This window comes from Chloroflexus islandicus, from assembly GCF_001650695.1.
GTDB lineage: Bacteria > Chloroflexota > Chloroflexia > Chloroflexales > Chloroflexaceae > Chloroflexus > Chloroflexus islandicus.
Genome location: NZ_LWQS01000049.1, coordinates 1 through 16,263 on the forward strand (window position 1 = coordinate 1; position 16,263 = coordinate 16,263).

General features: G+C 60.3%; 13 protein-coding genes and 1 pseudogene. 11 read left to right on the forward strand and 3 right to left on the reverse strand.

The annotated features are described in order from the left end of the window. Positions 1–595: 595 nt before the first annotated feature. Both A6A03_RS08595 and A6A03_RS08600 read left to right on the forward strand, forming a co-directional pair. On the forward strand, positions 596–1,459 hold the full coding sequence (locus A6A03_RS08595; protein WP_066786435.1) for an alpha/beta fold hydrolase: 864 nt from the start codon (positions 596–598) through the stop codon (positions 1,457–1,459). 65 nt (positions 1,460–1,524) lie between these two features. Beyond that, positions 1,525–4,338, forward strand: a complete 2,814-nt coding sequence (locus A6A03_RS08600) for a helicase C-terminal domain-containing protein (protein WP_066786438.1) — start codon at positions 1,525–1,527, stop codon at positions 4,336–4,338. Positions 4,339–5,392: 1,054 nt separating this feature from the next. Here A6A03_RS08600 and A6A03_RS19970 read toward each other — a convergent pair. After that, positions 5,393–5,623, reverse strand: a complete 231-nt coding sequence (locus tag A6A03_RS19970) for a type I restriction enzyme endonuclease domain-containing protein (protein ID WP_076798237.1) — start codon at positions 5,621–5,623, stop codon at positions 5,393–5,395. A gap of 169 nt (positions 5,624–5,792) precedes the next feature. Between A6A03_RS19970 and tcmP the strand changes: the two are divergent. From tcmP to A6A03_RS08610, 3 genes and pseudogenes are all read left to right on the forward strand, one after another. Next, positions 5,793–6,296, forward strand: a pseudogene (tcmP, locus tag A6A03_RS20830) (three-Cys-motif partner protein TcmP); the annotation flags it as partial. A gap of 203 nt (positions 6,297–6,499) precedes the next feature. Further along, the gene (locus tag A6A03_RS08605) at positions 6,500–7,234 is read left to right on the forward strand and encodes a DUF5131 family protein (protein ID WP_066786440.1); all 735 of its coding nucleotides are present in this window, start codon (positions 6,500–6,502) and stop codon (positions 7,232–7,234) included. A 718-nt stretch (positions 7,235–7,952) separates the two neighbouring features. Then, positions 7,953–9,251 (forward strand): PQQ-dependent sugar dehydrogenase, encoded by a 1,299-nt coding sequence (locus A6A03_RS08610; protein ID WP_066786444.1) that lies wholly within the window; start codon positions 7,953–7,955, stop codon positions 9,249–9,251. Here the strand turns inward: A6A03_RS08610 and A6A03_RS08615 are convergent. Then, positions 9,225–9,989 carry an alpha/beta fold hydrolase gene (locus A6A03_RS08615; protein ID WP_066786446.1) on the reverse strand — a complete coding sequence of 255 codons (765 nt, stop codon included), beginning with the start codon at positions 9,987–9,989 and terminating at the stop codon, positions 9,225–9,227. The genes A6A03_RS08610 and A6A03_RS08615 overlap by 27 nt on opposite strands. Before the next feature lie 69 nt (positions 9,990–10,058). Between A6A03_RS08615 and A6A03_RS08620 the strand changes: the two genes are divergently transcribed. Beyond that, entirely contained in the window at positions 10,059–10,709 is a 651-nt protein-coding gene (locus tag A6A03_RS08620) for a Crp/Fnr family transcriptional regulator (protein WP_066786449.1), read from the forward strand. Positions 10,710–10,770: 61 nt separating this feature from the next. Here A6A03_RS08620 and A6A03_RS08625 read toward each other — a convergent pair whose 3' ends face one another. After that, positions 10,771–10,953, reverse strand: coding sequence for a Flp family type IVb pilin (locus tag A6A03_RS08625; protein ID WP_066786453.1), 183 nt, complete (start codon positions 10,951–10,953; stop codon positions 10,771–10,773). Between the two features lie 170 nt (positions 10,954–11,123). Between A6A03_RS08625 and A6A03_RS08630 the strand changes: the two genes are divergently transcribed. The 5 genes from A6A03_RS08630 to A6A03_RS08650 all read left to right on the forward strand — a co-directional run bounded on the left by A6A03_RS08630 (position 11,124) and on the right by A6A03_RS08650 (position 16,262). Next, positions 11,124–12,257, forward strand: a complete 1,134-nt coding sequence (locus A6A03_RS08630) for a DegT/DnrJ/EryC1/StrS family aminotransferase (RefSeq protein WP_066786456.1) — start codon at positions 11,124–11,126, stop codon at positions 12,255–12,257. Further along, positions 12,254–13,270, forward strand: a complete 1,017-nt coding sequence (locus A6A03_RS08635) for an NAD-dependent epimerase/dehydratase family protein (protein WP_066786459.1) — start codon at positions 12,254–12,256, stop codon at positions 13,268–13,270. The genes A6A03_RS08630 and A6A03_RS08635 overlap by 4 nt, the downstream gene beginning before the upstream one ends. Before the next feature lie 79 nt (positions 13,271–13,349). Beyond that, the gene (locus A6A03_RS08640) at positions 13,350–14,300 is read left to right on the forward strand and encodes a UDP-glucuronic acid decarboxylase family protein (protein WP_066786462.1); all 951 of its coding nucleotides are present in this window, start codon (positions 13,350–13,352) and stop codon (positions 14,298–14,300) included. A gap of 24 nt (positions 14,301–14,324) precedes the next feature. Further along, entirely contained in the window at positions 14,325–15,098 is a 774-nt protein-coding gene (gene rfbF, locus A6A03_RS08645; RefSeq protein ID WP_066786465.1) for a glucose-1-phosphate cytidylyltransferase, read from the forward strand. A 135-nt stretch (positions 15,099–15,233) separates the two neighbouring features. Continuing rightward, positions 15,234–16,262 (forward strand): NAD-dependent epimerase/dehydratase family protein, encoded by a 1,029-nt coding sequence (locus A6A03_RS08650; protein ID WP_066786468.1) that lies wholly within the window; start codon positions 15,234–15,236, stop codon positions 16,260–16,262. Position 16,263 lies beyond the last annotated feature (1 nt).

Genomic DNA, 16,263 nt, shown 5'->3' on the forward strand with positions numbered 1-16,263 from the left:
CGGGCAAGGCCGTTACCCCGTGGTGCGGGCCAGCGGCCCGCGCTCCGTGCTGGTTGGGGCGCGGGCGGCTCGCCCGCGGGCAAGGCCGTTACCCCGTGGTGCGGGCCAGCGGCCCGCGCTCCGTGCTGGTTGGGGCGCGGGCGGCTCGCCCACGGGCAAGGCCGTTACCCCGTGGTGCGGGCCAGCGGCCCGCGCTCCGTGCTGGTTGGGGCGCGGGCGGCTCGCCCGCGGGCAAGGCCGCTACCCCGTGGTGCGGGCCAGCGGCCCGCGCTCCGTGCTGGTTGGGGCGCGGGCGGCTCGCCCGCAAGAATGGCCCATACCCTGTGCATGCGGGCCAGCGGCCCGCGCTCCGTGCTGGTTGGGGCGCGGGCGGCTCGCCCGCGGGCAAGGCCGCTACCCCGTGGTGCGAGCCAGCGGCCCGCGCTCCCCGTTGCAAACGTGCATCGCCACCTCTCTCCGCATTATACCCCGCCTTTCCTTCCTGTGCAGTCTTTGCATATAAAACAAATCATTGCATTTCATTTGATTTCAGCGCATAATAGCAGCGGGATCCGCATTCTTGCCTCCCGGCAGCCAACAGACAGGAAGATACTCTATGGCGCAAGATACTGCGTTACCCCTGTTACCGGTGGCCCCCACCTACTTCGGCTGGCGCGATCAACGGATTGCTACGTATCAGGCGGGTGCTGGCCGGCCAGTGCTGCTGATCCATAGCATCAATGCGGCGGCATCGGCATTCGAGATGCGCGAGCCGTTTCAACGGCTGAGCCGGCAATTTGCCGTCCATGCGATTGATCTGCTCGGGTATGGCAATTCGAGCCGCCCGCCTTGGCGGTATCGCGCTGCAATCTATGTCGATCTGATCACAGCAATGCTTGACCGGATCGGCGAACCAACCGCGTTGGTGGCTAGTTCGCTCGGCGCGGCCTATGCAGTGCTGGCTGCCGCGCGCCGTCCGCAGTTGGTGAGCAGGCTGGTGCTGATCTGCCCAACCGGGATCGGCCAGCTTGATCGCGGCCCCGGCATCGCGGCGTACACGGTCTACCAGTTGTTGCGCAGCCCGTTCGGGCGAGTGCTCTACGAGGCGCTCACCACTCGCGCCAGTATTCGCATCTTCCTCGCCAGCCAAGCCTACGCTAACCCAGATAACATCACTCCAGACCGGCTGGAAGGCTTCTACCAGACGTGCCGCCGCCCCGGTGCGTACTATGCGCCGATCTGTTTCCTCAGCGGCCTGCTCAATTGCGATATTGCGCCTACGTTTGCGACGCTGCCGCAACCCACGCTGGTGGTGTGGGGGAGTGACGCGAAGACCAGCCCGTTAGCCTTAGCCAGCAACTTTGTGCGGACGCGCGTGGCGACCAAGGTGGTCACGATCAACCAAGCCAGCCTGCTGGTGCAAGACGAGCAGCCGGAAGCGTTTATGGCGCAGGTCGGGCCGTTTTTAGCGTCACCGTGACCCTCGTGGTACAATTGCTCTAAATCGACCGGCCATCATCTGCCCGGCAGACGAGCGATGTACCCATGAATAACCGCATTTACGTTGCGATTGATGTCGAAACGACCGGCTTGCAGAGCGGCCTCGATGAGATTATCGAGGTCGCTGCGGTTACGTTTCGCGGGCGCGAGATTCTTGACCGCTTCGAGCGGCTGGTACGTCCGCGCCAATCGGTGCCGCTGAAGATTACCCGCCTGACCGGGATCGATCCGGCGGCGCTGGCGAAAGCGCCCCGCTTTAACGAGATTGGCGCCGAATTGGCCCGCTTTATCGGCAATCGCCCGATTGTCGGCCATTCGATCAGCTTCGACCTGACCATGCTGCGGGCGCAGGGCATGAATTTCAACCAGCCGGTGTACGACACGTTCGATCTGGCAACGCTGCTCTTGCCGCAGGCGACGAGCTATAAATTGTCGGCGCTGGCTGCCCGGCTCGGCATTCCCCATCCCGATGCCCATCGCGCTCTCAACGACGCCGAGGTGACGGCGCAGCTCTTTGCTGAATTGACCGAGCGCATGTTGCAGCTCGATTTGGCGACGTTGGGCGAGATGGTGCGGTTGATGGGCAAGATTGGCTTGCCGTTGCGCGATCTGTTTGAAGAGGCGTTGCGCCAGAAGGCGCGCAATGCGTTTCATGAGCCGATCGCCGCTCCGCCCGAACCGGCAGAGGCGCTCGCGCCTGATCTGCCGCCGTTGCGCCCGACCGGCGATGCCCGCCCGCTCGACCTTGAGGCGATTGGCGCATTTTTCAGCCCCGATGGCCCCTTTGGCCGCACTTTTTCCGGTTACGAACCGCGCCCGCCGCAGGTTGAGATGGCGCGCGCCGTGGCGCAGGCGTTTAACCAGAGCGAGCCGCTGATCGTTGAGGCCGGCACCGGCACCGGCAAGAGCATGGCTTATCTGGCGCCGGCGACGATGTACGCGGTGCAACGCGGCGAGCGGGTGGTCATCTCGACCAACACGATCAACCTACAAGATCAGCTCTACAATAAAGATATTCCCGATTTGCAGCGCATTTTCGCCGCCGCTGGCTTGCCCCCCTTTCGGGCGGCGTTGCTGAAGGGGCGCAGCAACTATCTCTGTCTCAAGCGGTATCACGAGCTGCGCCGCAGCGAGAATCTGGCGATCGAAGAGGTGCGCGCGCTGCTCAAGATTCAACTCTGGCTGCCGACGACTACGAGCGGCGATCGCACCGAGCTGCCGCTGGTTGATCGCGAGCAGGCGGCGTGGAATAAGGTGAATGTGTCGGTGGAGACTTGTACCGGCGCGCGTTGCCCCCACTTCCGCGAATGTTACTTCTTCCGCGCCCGCCGGGCCGCCGAGGCAGCCCATGTGGTGGTAGTAAACCATGCCTTGTTGATCGCCGATCTGGCCGCCGCTTCGCAAGTCTTGCCGCCCTACGACCATCTGGTGATCGACGAGGCGCACAACTTAGAGGATGTCGCCACCGACCAGCTCAGTTTTAATCTCGATCAAGCCGGTTTGCTCAAGTTTCTCGATGATCTGTTCCAGACCGGCGGGGCGCAGGTGGTGAGCGGCTTGCTCAGTGAGTTGCCGGTGGTCTTGACCGAGCTGGGGGGCGGGGGCGCAGCCGGCGAGCGGATTGCGGCGGCGATTGAGCGGATGCGCCCGACCTTGATCCGCGCCCGCACGGCAGTGTACGAGTGCTTTAACCTGCTCACCCGTTTCGTTCAGCTCGATACCGAAGCAGGCGGCCAGTACGACCCGCGGTTGCGGTTGACCAAGGGGGTGCGGCAACGGCCCGAATGGCAAGAGATCGAGCGGGCATGGCAGAACTTGAGCGATATGCTGGCGGCGATCGGCAACGAGCTGGCCGTGATCGAAGAGCAGGTGCGCGAGCTGAACGAGGCGAGCGGCGAGCTTGACGATGTGTTGGTGCGCACCGAGGTGTTGCGCCGGTTTGCCACCGATGCCCGCGTGCGCAGCGGCCACGTCATCTTCGGCGATGACGACAGCATCTGTTGGCTAACGTATGACCGCCAGCGCGATACGCTCACGCTGACTGCCGCGCCGCTGAGCGTGGCTGAAATCTTGCAGAGCCAGCTCTTTACGCAGAAACAGACCAGTATTCTCGCGTCGGCAACCTTGAGCATCGCCGGCGATTTCGCCTTTGTCAAGAGCCGGATCGGTCTCGCCGAGGGCCAAGAACTGATGCTCGATTCGCCGTTCGATTACGAGCAGCAGGCGTTGGTGTACATTCCCAACGACATTCCCGAACCGAACCAGCGCGGCTACCAGCAGATGATCGAACAGGCGATCATCGATCTGGCGCTGGCTTCCGGCGGGCGGATGCTAGCGCTGTTTACCGCCTCGAACGCGCTGCGCCAGACCTACACCGCGATTCAAGAGACGCTCGAAGATCACGGGATCGGCGTTATGGCGCAGGGGATCGACGGGTCGCGGCGGGCGTTGGTTGACCGGCTGAAAGAGTTTCCCCGCTCGGTCTTGCTCGGCACCAACAGCTTCTGGGAAGGGGTGGATGTGGTTGGTGATGCGCTGTCGGTGCTGGTGATTACCAAACTGCCCTTTGCCGTGCCGACCGACCCGATTGTCGCGGCGCGCAGCGAACAATTTGCCGACCCCTTCAGCGAGTACAGCGTCCCGCAGAGCATTCTGCGCTTTAAGCAAGGTTTTGGCCGCCTGATCCGGTCGCGTGACGATCGTGGGATCGTGGTGGTGCTCGATCGCCGGCTGCTGACCAAGAAGTACGGCCAGCAATTCCTCGATTCGCTGCCGCACACGCGGGTGCGCACCGGGCCGCTGGCCAACCTGCCGGGGTTGGTCGCGCGCTTTTTGCAGGCGAAGAATGGCGGGGCGTAGGTTGGGTGTTGACCGCCGCGGGCGTGGGGGAAAGCAATCGCCGCAAAAACGCGCAAAAGGCACAAAAAGATGATGTTACACTCTTGTGTCTGTTAGTGGCTGTTCCCACAATCTCTGTGCGCCCGCTGCGGAGGCGGACAGCCGTCCGGCTCTCCTGCGCCTTGGCTCACTTTGCGTCTTGGATAGTTGCCCCCACCCCAACCCTTCCCCGCTAGGGGAGGGAGGAGGTTGTTGACCGCAGAGAGCGCAGAGGATGCAGGGGATGATCCCATTCCCAAGCCTGTGCGTCCTTAGCGGCTTTGCGTTTACGTCCTCTACGCCTTGGCTTGCTTTGCGGCTTGAGTAGTTGCCCCCACCCCAACCCTCCCCCGCCGGGGGAGGGAGTAGGTTGTTGACCGCAGAGGGCGCAGAGGATGCGGGGGATGATCCCATTCCCAACTCGTTGCGTCCTCTGCGGTCTTGGCGGCTGTGCGTTTTCAGGCTTTGCGGCTGTGGGTCGGCCCTCACCCCCTTCCCCCTCTCCCAGCGGGAGAGAGGGCGCGACGTACTCCCTCCTCCAGCGGCTTGAGAGACAGACAGAACGTTTGATCGCGTACAACCGTCGATCGCTGTGCAATGCCGTGAAGTCCCGTGCTGCGCTCCCTATCACCCCTCCCCCAGCGGGGGAGGGGCAAGGGGTGGGGGCATCACAGAGTCGGAGGTTGTGTGGTACCCACCGGGAGAGGAGTCGTACGCCTCTCCCAGTGGGGGAGAGGGCAGGTTGTTTACCACAGAGAGCGCAGAGGGCGCGGGAGATGAGAATCAGTTCAACCCGCTGTGCGGCCTCTGCGGTCTTTGCGGCTATGCGTTCAGACTCTCTGCATCTTGGCTCGCTGTGCGGCTTGGGTAATTGCCCCCACCCCAACCCTCCCCCAGCGGGGGAGGGAGGAGGTTGTTGACCGCAGAGAGCGCAGAGGATGCGGGGGATGATCCCATTCCCAAGCCTGTGCGTTTACGTCTTCTACGCTCTCGGCGATTACGAGCGCGCTCGTAATGTTTTGAGCGCGCTCGAAAATTACGTTGCGCGCTCATAATAGGTTAGCCGCAACAGTCTAACCCCTGCTCGTGCTACCCACTTCAATGACAGCGCCTCGGCTTGTTCGAGCACGGTTTGGGGCACCCATTCTTGTTTGTCGGGCGGATAACCGTAGCGACGGAGTACCCGCTTCACCATTCTGCGCAAGTGAGCGCGAGCGGTTGCGCGCAGTGTCCAATCGAGGGTGACATTGTTGCGCACTGTGTTCACGAGATCACTACTTTTAGCTATGCAGGATACTCAACGACATTGTATAATAGCTCATTATCAAGTTTTAACCTGCTAAAACAAGAGGTATACTATGACGATTCAGCATCAATTTGGCGGCGATTGGACACGACAAAAACTGAACGTACTACGTAAGTATCTCGATGCGTACATGACCATCTTTACCAGTAATCCAAAAGCGCAATCTTTCCACACCGTCTACGTTGACGCCTTTGCCGGCACCGGTTACCAGACAATGGCTGAGCCATCCGAAGCGCCGCTATTCAAGGAACTAATCGAATCAGATACGCAAGCCTTCTTGCAAGGCAGCGCGCGGATTGCGTTAGAGATGAACAAACCCTTCGGCGAATATCTCTTTATTGAGAAGCAAGCCGGTCACGTCGCTGAATTAGAACGGTTACGCGCAGCATTTCCTGACCGGCGCATTCGCATTGAGCAAGGTGACGCAAACCACGTCTTACAAGCTTGGATTCAGCGCACCGACTGGAAACGCACTCGCGCGGTCGTGTTTCTCGATCCGTATGGCATGCAAGTCGAATGGTCACTGATCAAAGCAATTGCCGATACGAAAGCGATCGATCTCTGGTTACTCTTCCCGCTCGGCATGGGTGTCAATCGCCTGTTAACGAAAGAAGCGCCGCCGCCGCCGGCTTGGGAGGAAAAATTGACCCGCTTCTTCGGCATCGATACGTGGCGTGATCGCTTCTATCCACCCCGAACTGACATGTTTCGCTGCCGGCAATCCGAAGGGCGCTCGGACGGCGCTGAAGATCGCTCAGCATATTCTCAGCCATACACCTTAAACATTTGTGCTAAAATACAAACTGATCGGTTTGTTACGTATCCCGGAGTACGCCAATGGCGCGGAGCAGCATCGAGTGGACCGAAGCGACGTGGAATCCGCTCACCGGCTGCACCAAGATCAGTCCCGGCTGTAAGCACTGCTACGCCGAACGGATGGCGCTGCGCTTGCAGGCGATGGGGTTGGAAAAGTATCGCAACGGCTTTCGCCTGACCCTCCACCCGGCGACGCTAAGCGAACCGTTGCGCTGGAAGAAGCCACGTATGATCTTTGTCAATTCGATGAGCGATCTCTTCCATCGTGATGTGCCGGCAGCGTTCATTCAACAGGTTTTTGCGGTGATGGCGCAAGCCCATTGGCATACGTTTCAGGTCTTGACCAAGCGGGCCGAACGGTTGCGCGAACTCGATGCGTTGCTAGAGTGGCCGCCGAATGTGTGGATGGGGGTGAGCGTCGAGCGAGCCGATTATATCGAGCGGATTGATCTGCTGCGCGAGACTGGCGCGGCGACCAAGTTTCTGTCGTGCGAGCCATTGCTGGGGCCGTTACCCAACCTGCCGCTTGACGGCATCGACTGGGTGATTGTCGGCGGCGAGTCGGGGCCGGGAGCGCGGCCTATGGATCCGGCATGGGTGCGCGATATTCGTGACCAGTGTCTGGCTGCCGGCGTGCCATTCTTCTTCAAGCAGTGGGGTGGCCCGCGCAAAGATCGTACCGGACGCCTGCTCGACGGGCGGACGTGGGATGAATGGCCGCGACGCGCAGTCGCACCGGTGGCGCAAGATGGTTAGCTGGCTATCGGCTTGGGGTTGGCCCTCACCCCCGGCCCCTCTCCCGCTGGGAGAGGGGGCGGACAGAACATCTGTCCGGTACCCGGCCCTAAAGGGCCGGGCTATGGTTACGAAGCCCGCTGCGCGGGCTGCTGGCCCTCATCCCCGGCCCCTCTCCCACCTAACGGCGGGAGAGGGGAGCGGAGCGCCGGGCTTTGAAGTATCACACAGCGATCAATGGGCATGGTCGAACACATGTTCTGTCCATCCCTCAACCCCGCTGGGAGAGGAGGCGCGACGTACTCCCTCCCCCAGCGGGGGAGGGAGTAGGTTGTTGACCGCAGGGGATGTCGAGGGCGCGGGGATGATCCCATTCCCAACCCTTTGTGTCCTCTGCGGTCTTGGCGGCTTTGCGTTCAGACTCTCTGCATCTTGGCTCGCTTTGCGGCTTGGATAGTTACCCCCACCCCAACTCTCCCCCGCTGGGGGAGGGAGGAGGTTGTTGACCGCCGGGGACGCCGAGGGCGCGGGGGATGATCCCATTCCCAACCCTTTGCGTCCTCTGCGTTCTTAGCGGCTTTGCGTTTTCGTTCTCTGCGCCTTTACTCACTTTGCGCCTTCACGTTGGCCCCCGCGCCTCCATTCGCCCCGAGGTAGCGCGCCGCCGGCAAGGTGTGGTAAGAATAAGGTAGCAGCCTTTTTGCGTTCTGTGGCGATGCTTAACCTAGACAGGAAACTCATGCCGCGGTGGATATGGATCGTCTTGATCGGTCTCGTCAGTTTGGCGGCCTGCACCAGCGCAACCGGCAATCCGGCTGCGCAAGCGCCGTTGCCCCCCACAGCGCCGGTGATCACGCCGGAGCCACCTACGCCCACGACCCGGCCCACGACAGCGCCGGCCACCCCGGCGCCGTCACCATCGCCGGCGCCGACCACGCCGGCAGCAGTGGTTGACCCGACTCGCCTGACTTACGCGCTCGAACGGATTGCCGATGGCTTTAACCGACCCACCCATCTGACCCACGCCGGCGATGGCAGCGGGCGCTTGTTTGTGGTTGAACAGGCGGGACGAGTATGGATTCTCCGTGATGGGCAGCGGCTGGCTGAGCCGTTTCTCGATATTCGCGCACTGGTGGGATCGCGCGGCAACGAGCAGGGCTTGCTGAGTATCGCGTTTCACCCGCAGTTTGCCGCCAATGGCCGCTTCTTCGTCAACTATACCGATACTGGCGGCGATACGGTGGTGGCCGAATATCGGGTCAGCGCCGACCCTAACCGGGCCGATCCGGCTAGCGCGCGCGTGCTGTTGCAGATCGCGCAGCCGGCGGCGAATCACAACGGCGGCCTGCTGCTGTTTGGCCCTGACGGCTACCTCTACATCGGCACCGGTGACGGCGGCAGCGCCGGCGATCCGCTTGACGCCGGGCAGCGGCTCGATACGCTTTTGGGTAAACTGTTGCGGATCGATGTTGATAATGGCCAGCCATACGCCATTCCTCCCGATAACCCGTTCATCAACCGCGCCGGCGCGCTGCCGGAGATTTGGGCCTACGGTTTGCGCAACCCATGGCGCTTTGCCTTTGATCCGGCGGCGGGCATGCTCTTCATCGCCGACGTGGGCCAAAATGCGTGGGAAGAGGTGAATGTCGCGCCGGTAGACGCTGCTGGTCTCAATTACGGCTGGCGCTTGATGGAAGGCGATCAATGCTACCGGCCAACCAATTGCGATCCAAGTGGGTTAGTGCTGCCGGCAGCGGTATACGGCCACGACAACGCCACCGGCGGGTGCTCGGTGACTGGTGGCGAGGTCTATCGCGGGATGCGCCAGCCGGCGCTGGCCGGTGTCTACTTCTATGCCGACTTCTGCACCGGCAATTTGTGGGCCTTGTGGGAGAATGCCGGTGCATGGCAGCACGCGCTGGTGGCGCGGCTCACCATTCAGACCACCTCGTTTGGAGTGGATGAGGAGGGCGAGATCTATCTGCTGGATCGGGCAGGTGGCGTCTACCGGTTAGCTAGTCAAAAACTGCCGGATTAACCGGATCAACACCGCCGGTTGATCATCTTGAATGCTATGGCCGCTATTGGCGACAAACTCAAGGCGGCAATTGGGAATGGCGGCGGCCAGCCGTTGCACATCTTCCGGCAGATTATTCCGCTCGCCATCGCCGTTGATCAACAGCGTCGGGCAACGGATCTGCGGCGCTTCACGCAAGCAAATATCGCCGCCGGCAGCGACAATCGCCTCTGCTGCCCGCACCCACCCCTCGATCATCGGTTCGAGCTGCTCGCGCCCGTGCAGCTCGATAATCTCTTCCCGCCATGCGGCTCGCCGCTCATCCCACTCCGACACTGGCAACCAATCTTGCACTGCCTCGACCATCGCTTGGCTCATCACGCCGGCTACCCCCCACGCCACCACGCCGCGCACCAGATCGGGCCGGCGCGCCGCCAGCACCAGCGCGCTCTCGGCGCCGTCGCTGAATCCCAGCACCACCACCGGCCCCGGCTGCAGGATATCGAGCAGTTCGGCCATGTCAGCGGCATCGCGCTGATAAAAATCGGGCGGGAAGGTGCGGTTGGGCGGGCGGCTGGCGCCATAGCCGCGCAAATCGGGCGCAATCACACGATAACCGTGCTTGAGGTTGTCAATCAGCACCCCCATGTGCGAGCGAGCTGTGCCAGTGAAGCCGTGGATGAGCAGCAATGGCGGGCCGCTGCCGAGATCGTGATACGCCAACAGAGCGCCATCGTGGAGCGTAACATTGTGCATCATAAAAGTCTCTATAATGGTGTTGAGAAACAATGCCGGATCCAACGACGATCTGAGATTGAGAGCGGCGCAATGACGATTGAAGACCTGCGCGCCATTCCGTTGTTTGCCAGCCTTGATGAAACGACGCTGGCCGACACCGCGCGGCGCGTCCATATCTGCCATTACCGGCCCGGCCAACATATCATACACGAAGATCAGCCGGCGCATGCCATCTTTTTTGTGGTGCGCGGGCGGGTGCGTCTCGCGCGCACGGCCCCTGATGGGCGCGAGCAAGTCTTGGCGATGGCCGGGCCGGGGGAATATTTCAATGCAGTGCCGATCTTTGATGGTGGTCTGAGTCCGGCAACAGCACGGGCCATGAGCCATGTGACCTGTTTGTTGTTAGCCCGTGATGATCTGCTGGCCTTGATCCGCAAGCATCCCGATCTGGCGCTGGCCGCGCTCTCGGATTTGGCCGGCCAACTGCGTGAATTAGTCACCTTGGTTGAAGACCTTGCCTTTCGTTCGGTACGAGCGCGGCTGGCGCGGTTGTTGCTGGCCGAGGCTGCAGAAGGTGCTGCCGAAGTGACGCATCAAGAACTGGCCGAGCGCACCGGTACCGTGCGCGAGATCGCCGGGCGAGCGTTGCGCCAGATGGCTGAAGAGCGATTGGTGAAGTTGGAGCGGGGGCGAGTGATTGTGCTCGATCGCGAGCGCTTAGCAAAAGTGGCGGAAGAATAGCTGGCGCAAAGGCGTACATGCACAAAAGGGAGACATGCACTCCTTTGCGCCGGCCAAACCCTTACCGGAAAATGTCGGCAACGATGTTATACATATCCGACAGTGTATTGCCGAGGGTGCTGACTGCTGCAACAACAACTAGTGCAATTAACATGATGATCAGACTATACTCAACTAATCCTTGTCCGCGCTCGTGGTGAGTAACAGCCACACGCACGGTTTGGAGCCAATGGTTGATACTCATCTCTTGCTCACCTCCTTTCTACATAATGATGTGTGTCTCCACTGTACTGTGAAAATTGGCAACGTGCAACCAGAATCGGGTACTATTGCGCTATGGTACCGGCTCATTGAACGGTGACAATCTGGTGCATGTGCGGAAAAAGCCGCCGTTTGCAGCTCAGGAGTAAGCGTATGACCATCACATGGCGGGTGCCGTTTGGCGATTTGCAGCGCAGCCATCAGGCTTTGCAAGCCGAGTTGCTGGCTGCTGCCGGGCGGGTGATTGCGAGCGGCTGGTATATTTTGGGCGCCGAAGTGGCCGGTTTCGAGCGCGAATTTGCCGCGCTGTGCGGTGTTGCGCACTGTGTGGGTGTCGCCAGCGGCGCCGAAGCCCTCTATTTAGCGTTAGCCGCGGCTGGGGTTGGGCCGGGTGACGAGGTAGTTACGGTGGCGAACGCTTGTATGTACGATGTCGCGGCGATCCTCCAAGCCGGCGCGCGGCCAGTGTTAGTGGATGTCGATCCGGTGACGCAAACCATGGATCCGGCGGCGTTGGCAGCGGCGATCACCCCGCGCACCAAAGCTGTCATCCCAGTGCATTTGTTTGGGCGGCTGGCTGATATGCCGGCGATTCTGGCGATTGCCGAACAGCATGGTGTGACGGTAATTGAAGATGCGGCGCAGGCGCATGGTGCATGGCGGCCTGATGCCGGCGGCACGCCGCGCATGGCCGGGCAATGGGGGCATTTGGCTGCGTTTAGTTTCTACCCCAGCAAGAATCTCGGTGCATTGGGCGATGGCGGTGCGGTTGTTACAAATCATGCCGAGTTTGCTGAGCGCTTGCGCCGGTTGCGGATGTACGGCTGGGAGCGTAAGTACTATACGACCGAAGCGGGTGGCCGTAATTCACGGCTCGATGAGTTGCAGGCAGCGCTGCTGCGAGTGAAGCTGCCGCATCTTGCCGCCGCCAACGAGGCGCGGCGCGAACGGGCCGCTTGGTACGCCGCCGCGCTGGCCGATCTGCCGGTTGGGTTGCCGGTTGATGAGCCGGGGCATGTCTATCATCTCTACGTAATCACGCTGGCTGATCGGGCGACCCGCGATCGCTTGCGCGAACACCTGTTAGCGCACGGGATTGGGTGCGATGTTCATTATCCGGCGCCAACCCATCTCCAACCGGCTTATGCCGATCTTGGCTATCATCCGGGCAGTTTGCCAGTGACTGAAGATTTGGCCGGGCGGATTCTCTCGCTGCCGATGTATCCGGAATTGAGCTACGACGACGTAATGCTCGTCGCCGAAACGATACGCATGGGGTTCGTATGATTGATCGCAATCCATTTGCTGGCGCGCGGGTATTGATTACCGGTGGGCTGGGGTTTATTGGTTCAAATTTAGCCCATCGCTTGGTTGATTTGGGCGCGCAAGTGACGTTAGTCGACTCGCTAATCCCGGAATACGGCGGTAATCTCTACAATATCGCCGGGATCGAGGATCGGGTGCGGGTGAATATTGCCGATGTGCGCGATGAATACTCGATGGACTATCTGGTGCAAGGGCACGATTTTCTCTTTAATCTGGCCGGCCAGACCAGCCATCTCGACTCGATGCGCAATCCGTATATCGATCTTGATATCAATTGTCGCGCACAACTGTCGATTCTCGAAGCTTGCCGCAAGAACAATCCACGGATTACGATTGTGTACGCTTCCACTCGCCAGATCTACGGCACACCTGACTATCTACCGGTCGATGAGCGCCATTTGCTCCATCCGGTTGATGTCAATGGGATCAACAAGATGGCCGGCGAGTGGTACCACATCCTCTATAACAATGTGTACGGTATTCGCGCCTGCGCCTTGCGCCTAACCAATACCTATGGCCCGCGGATGCGGGTGAAAGATGCGCGCCAAACCTTCCTTGGCATTTGGATCAAGAATGTCATCGAAGGTAAGCCGATACAGGTGTGGGGCGACGGTATGCAATTGCGCGATTTTACCTATGTGGATGATTGTGTGGAGGCGATGTTGCTAGCCGCTGTCCATCCGGCAGCAGCCGGCCAGATTTTCAATCTGGGCGGGCTTGAGGTGATCAATCTGCGCGATCTGGCAGCGCTCACGGTCGAAGTGGCGGGCGGCGGCAGCTTTGAGATCATTCCTTACCCTGCCGATCGCAAGCCGATTGATATTGGTGACTACTACGCCGATGATCGCCGTATCCGGAGCATGCTTGGCTGGCAGCCGCGGATCGATCTGCGTACCGGATTGGCGCGTACCATTGCCTTCTATCGCGAACATCGCCAGCACTATTGGGAGTCATCCACTGCGGAAAGTGAATAAATAGCAGCCGGATGTTCATCAAACCTTCACGATCAACCACTACAATGCAAGCCGATAGCAACAGAGGAGAACGTCAGCTATGCGCGTGTTAATTACTGGTGGGGCAGGGTTTTTAGGATCGCACCTGTGCGATCGCTTTCTGGCCGAAGGGCATACGGTGATCGCGATGGATAATCTGATTACCGGCAGCACCGATAATATTGCCCATCTGGCCGGCCATCCCCGCTTCCTCTTCATTCATCACGATGTGACTAACTATATCTACATCGAAGGCGCGATCGACGCTGTCCTTCACTTTGCTTCGCCGGCGTCGCCGATTGACTATCTCGAATTGCCGATCCAGACCCTCAAGGTCGGCGCTCTGGGGACGCACAAAGCGTTGGGTTTAGCGCGCGCCAAGGGCGCGCGCTTCTTGCTAGCCTCAACCTCGGAGGTCTACGGCGACCCGCAAGTCCATCCCCAGCCGGAAAGCTACTACGGCCACGTCAATCCGGTCGGGCCGCGTGGCGTCTACGATGAGGCCAAGCGTTTTGCCGAAGCGATGACCATGGCTTATCACACCTACCACGGGGTCGAGACGCGGATTGTGCGCATCTTCAACACGTACGGCCCGCGCATGCGGCTGCGCGATGGTCGGGTCGTGCCCAACTTCATTGCGCAGGCGCTGCGCGGCGAGCCGCTGACCATCTATGGCGATGGCAGCCAAACCCGCTCGTTCCAGTACGTCTCTGATCTGGTTGAGGGAGTCTACCGGTTGTTGTTTAGCGATGAGGTCGAACCGGTCAACATCGGCAATCCCGGCGAGTTCACTATCGCCGAATTTGCGCAGATCGTCAACGAGATTACCGGCAATAAGGCCGGTGTGGTCTACCGCGATCTGCGTACCAAAGACGATCCGCAGGTGCGCCAGCCTGATATCAGTAAGGCGCGCCGGATCTTGAATTGGGAGCCAAAGGTGACGCTGCGCGAAGGTCTTGAACAGACCATCCCGTGGTTCCGCCAAGAGTTGCAGCGCCGCGGCGAATTATAACCAACGAGGAGGCAAGATCACGGTATGAAGGCGGTCATTCTAGCCGGTGGCTACGGTACGCGCATTAGCGAAGAGAGCGCCATTCGCCCCAAGCCAATGGTCGAGATCGGCGGCAAGCCTATTCTCTGGCACATTATGAAGATCTATTCGGCCCATGGCATCAACGAGTTCATCATCTGTTGCGGCTACAAAGGGCACATGATCAAGGAGTATTTTGCCAATTACTACCTACATCACGCCGATGTGACCTTTGACATGCGCGAAAACCGGATGACCGTCCATCAAACGCAGATCGAGCCGTGGCAGGTGACGCTGGTTGATACCGGTGAGCATACGATGACCGGCGGGCGGATCAAGCGCATCCAACCGTATGTCGGCAATGAGACCTTCTGCTTGACATACGGCGATGGCGTGAGCGATGTCGATATTCGCTCGCTGATTGCCTATCACCGCGAGCAAGGTGTGACTGCTACCCTCACCGCGGTGCAGCCGCCGGGACGCTTTGGCGCCTTTACCTTGGGTGAACACCAGACCTTGATCGAGAGCTTTAAAGAGAAGCCGAGCGGCGATGGCGCGTATATCAACGGCGGTTTCTTTGTGGTTGAACCGGCGGCGTTTGATCTGATCGCCGGCGATGAGACAGTGTGGGAACGTGAGCCGCTGGAGCTGTTGGCCCAAAGCGGCCAATTGGCCGCCTACCGCCATCACGGCTTCTGGCACCCGATGGATACCCTGCGCGACAAGAATTATCTCGAAGGCTTGTGGCAGAGCGGCCATGCGCCGTGGAAGATGTGGTAAACGTCTTTCCAGCGCTGGCGCGCCGGGATGGGAGATATCATTGCTCACCGTTCACTCAATGCGACAGCCAACCACTAGATCGCTGATGTTGTCACGATTGTACACCGGCAGCCTGCTCACACTAAGGAGACCAACATGAAAGTGCTCCTCACCGGCAGCGGCGGCTATATTGGCATCGTTACCGCGCCGTACTTAATGGAACGCGGCCACGAAGTCGTCGGGATTGATACCGGCTACTATGAAAGTGGTTGGCTATACCACAGCGGCCAGCGCCAACCCCAGTTGATCGTGCAAGATATTCGCCGGCTGGCAGCGGAAGACCTCGCCGGTTTTGATGCCATCGTTCACATGGCCGAACTCTCGAACGATCCGCTCGGCCAGCTCAATCGCGCATTGACGTTCCAGATCAACCATCAGGGCAGCGTCACGCTTGCCCAAGCCGCGAAAGCCGCTGGCGTCACTCGCTTTGTGTATATGTCGTCGTGTTCGGTGTATGGGATTGGCGAGGAGGGCGAGATTAAAACGGAAGAGTCCGCGGTTAATCCGCAGACGGCGTATGCCGAGTGCAAAGTGCTGGTCGAGCGCGATCTGGCGCAGATGGCGGATGACGACTTTTCGCCGGTCTTTCTGCGCAACGCCACCGCCTTTGGGCCATCGCCGCGCCAACGGTTCGATGTCGTGCTCAACAATCTGGCCGGTTTAGCGTGGACGACCGGCAAGATTGCGATGATTAGCGACGGCACGCCGTGGCGGCCCTTGGTGCATATCCTCGACATTGCCCACGCGGTGGCCTGCGCACTCGAAGCGCCGCGGGAAGCGATCCATAACCAGATTTTCAATGTCGGCGATAGCCGGCACAATTACCGTGTACGCGAGATTGCCGAGATTGTGGCCGAGGTGTTTCCCGGCTGTGAGTTGACATTTGGCCGCAACGACGGCGATAATCGGAGTTACCGGGTTGATTTTAGCAAGATTGCCACGCGCCTGCCCGGCTTCGCCTGCCGTTATGATGCCAAGGCTGGCGCTCAGCAATTGCGCGCGGTGTTTGAGCGGATCGGCATGACGCGCGAAATCTTTGAAGCGCCGCCGTATACGCGCCTCAAGATGTTGCGCCATCTGATCGCGACGAATCAGCTTGATGCCGAATTGTTCTGGAGGAGTTGAG

What these genes read in the sequence shown, in the direction of transcription:
- A6A03_RS08640 (WP_066786462.1), top strand. Translation starts at nt 13,350, where the DNA reads ATGCGCGTGTTAATTACTGGTGGGGCAGGGTTTTTAGGATCGCACCTG.
- A6A03_RS08620 (WP_066786449.1), top strand. Translation starts at nt 10,059, where the DNA reads ATGACGATTGAAGACCTGCGCGCCATTCCGTTGTTTGCCAGCCTTGAT.
- A6A03_RS08650 (WP_066786468.1), top strand. Translation starts at nt 15,234, where the DNA reads ATGAAAGTGCTCCTCACCGGCAGCGGCGGCTATATTGGCATCGTTACC.
- rfbF (WP_066786465.1), top strand. Translation starts at nt 14,325, where the DNA reads ATGAAGGCGGTCATTCTAGCCGGTGGCTACGGTACGCGCATTAGCGAA.
- A6A03_RS08595 (WP_066786435.1), top strand. Translation starts at nt 596, where the DNA reads ATGGCGCAAGATACTGCGTTACCCCTGTTACCGGTGGCCCCCACCTAC.
- A6A03_RS08615 (WP_066786446.1), bottom strand. Translation starts at nt 9,989, where the DNA reads ATGATGCACAATGTTACGCTCCACGATGGCGCTCTGTTGGCGTATCAC.
- A6A03_RS08605 (WP_066786440.1), top strand. Translation starts at nt 6,500, where the DNA reads ATGGCGCGGAGCAGCATCGAGTGGACCGAAGCGACGTGGAATCCGCTC.
- A6A03_RS08600 (WP_066786438.1), top strand. Translation starts at nt 1,525, where the DNA reads ATGAATAACCGCATTTACGTTGCGATTGATGTCGAAACGACCGGCTTG.
- A6A03_RS08625 (WP_066786453.1), bottom strand. Translation starts at nt 10,953, where the DNA reads ATGAGTATCAACCATTGGCTCCAAACCGTGCGTGTGGCTGTTACTCAC.
- A6A03_RS08630 (WP_066786456.1), top strand. Translation starts at nt 11,124, where the DNA reads ATGACCATCACATGGCGGGTGCCGTTTGGCGATTTGCAGCGCAGCCAT.
- A6A03_RS08610 (WP_066786444.1), top strand. Translation starts at nt 7,953, where the DNA reads ATGCCGCGGTGGATATGGATCGTCTTGATCGGTCTCGTCAGTTTGGCG.
- A6A03_RS08635 (WP_066786459.1), top strand. Translation starts at nt 12,254, where the DNA reads ATGATTGATCGCAATCCATTTGCTGGCGCGCGGGTATTGATTACCGGT.